This is a genomic window from Actinopolyspora alba (genome assembly GCF_900112765.1).
GTDB classification, from domain to species: Bacteria; Actinomycetota; Actinomycetes; order Mycobacteriales; family Pseudonocardiaceae; genus Actinopolyspora; species Actinopolyspora alba.
Genome location: NZ_FOMZ01000036.1, coordinates 1 through 1491 on the forward strand (window position 1 = coordinate 1; position 1491 = coordinate 1491).

At 64.9% G+C, this 1491-nt stretch carries 3 protein-coding genes; 1 reads left to right on the forward strand and 2 read right to left on the reverse strand.

The features are described 5' to 3' along the window. Both BM150_RS23520 and BM150_RS24360 read right to left on the reverse strand, forming a co-directional pair. On the reverse strand, positions 1-402 hold a 402-nt coding region (locus BM150_RS23520; protein WP_139219657.1), incomplete at its 3' end, for a hypothetical protein. Positions 403-473: 71 nt separating this feature from the next. Next, a complete protein-coding gene (locus tag BM150_RS24360; protein ID WP_175497008.1) occupies positions 474-638 on the reverse strand; it encodes a hypothetical protein in 165 nt (54 codons plus the stop codon). Positions 639-903: 265 nt separating this feature from the next. Between BM150_RS24360 and BM150_RS23525 the strand changes: the two genes are divergently transcribed. Next, positions 904-1491 (forward strand): helix-turn-helix domain-containing protein (locus BM150_RS23525; protein ID WP_139219658.1); only part of this gene is annotated, 588 nt, incomplete at its 3' end.

The window sequence follows — 1491 nt, forward strand, 5'->3', positions numbered from 1 at the left end:
GGGGTGCGGCTGTCGTCGGGCTGTGCCGTCATAGGTCTGTCTCCACTGGTCTAGGCAGTGTCCACACGGGCCGAATGCGGTCGGGGAGCGCTGATCGAACCGCAGCGGGTCGCTGCGGGTCTCGTAGGACAGGCCGCACGCGGTGTACTCGACCAGGCGCACGAACACCCCCGGCGTGAACCGGGCCAGGTGGACGGCTCCCGCCACAGCGACGAACGCGTACGCGTGCGTCGGGTCGGCGCGCTCGTGCGGCTTCCACCGGGCGGTGAGGCCGTCGTATTCGGCGACGAGTTCAGCGACGGCGGCAGCCGCGCCCGGGATGCTCTCGACCGAGAGTTCTCGGGGCGAGACTCCTCCGCGTGCGGTGATTTCCACAGTGCACAGCGTGTGCTCTGCTCCCATGCCGTGATCCGTTCCGTGTCCGTGTGGTGCTGGTCGGATGGCCCCGGAGTACTGACCGGGGACCGGCATGGTTAGTCCTGAAACTGGCGGATGGCCCGTTCCGCGAGCTCGCCGGTGACCTCGCTGGTCACCTGGTCCAGTTCCTCGCTGGTCAGTTGGGATCGCAGTTGTTCGGCACGGGCCGTGTCGCCGGACATGAACGCCTCGATCATCTGCTGCTGCGTGCTGTCGCTCATCGCACAATCCGTTCCGCGCGTGGTGGTCAGGCGGTGAGCTAGCCAGAGTCGGGGGTCCTAGCTAGCCCACCGCCCGGTGCGGCCAGGGATGCGCAGCACGTTCGGGGCTCTCATCACTGCGATACTCCCTAGCGATGGGACGCCAGCGGTACGATTGGGCACCAACTGACTACCCGTGAATATTCACAGGTAGTCAGAAACGACACAAGTCGTCCATTCGGGTGATGTTGCACGCCAGGTGTTTCAAACCCGGGAGAGAGGGACAATGGCAAGTCCGACGATCCGGCTCCGCCGACTCGGCAGCGAGCTACAGCGTCTGCGTAAGGATGCCGAATACTCTGGTGCGCAACTGGCGAAAGCGATCGGAACGAGCCAGACGAAACTATCCTCAGTGGAGGGAGCGCGCCGAAAGCTCTCGTCCGGCGAGCTGGAAAAGGCTATCCGTGCGCTGCGTGTTCCTGACACCAAAGCGCGCGAGCTGCGCTTGCTCTTGGAAGAGAGCAACCAGCTCGGCTGGTGGGAGGAGTATTCCGACGTGTTGCCGGACACGATCGAAATGCTGGCCGGTCTCGAAGATGCTGCGTCCTGGGTGCGCCGCTATGACGAGGCGTTCATCCCGGCGCTTCTCCAGACACCGGAGTACGCGCGGGCGGTGGTGCACGCTGCCGCGCCCTATCAGCGCTCGGGTGATATGCCGCGCTTGGTGGAATTCCGGATGGAGCGGCAGCGGCGGTTGCGTGATTCGACGTTCCGGTTTACCTCGCTGATCAATGAGGGAGCGTTGCGACGGCAGGTCGGCGGACGCGAGGTGATGGCAGCCCAGTTGGACCAGTTGCTCAGGCTCGACCACAGC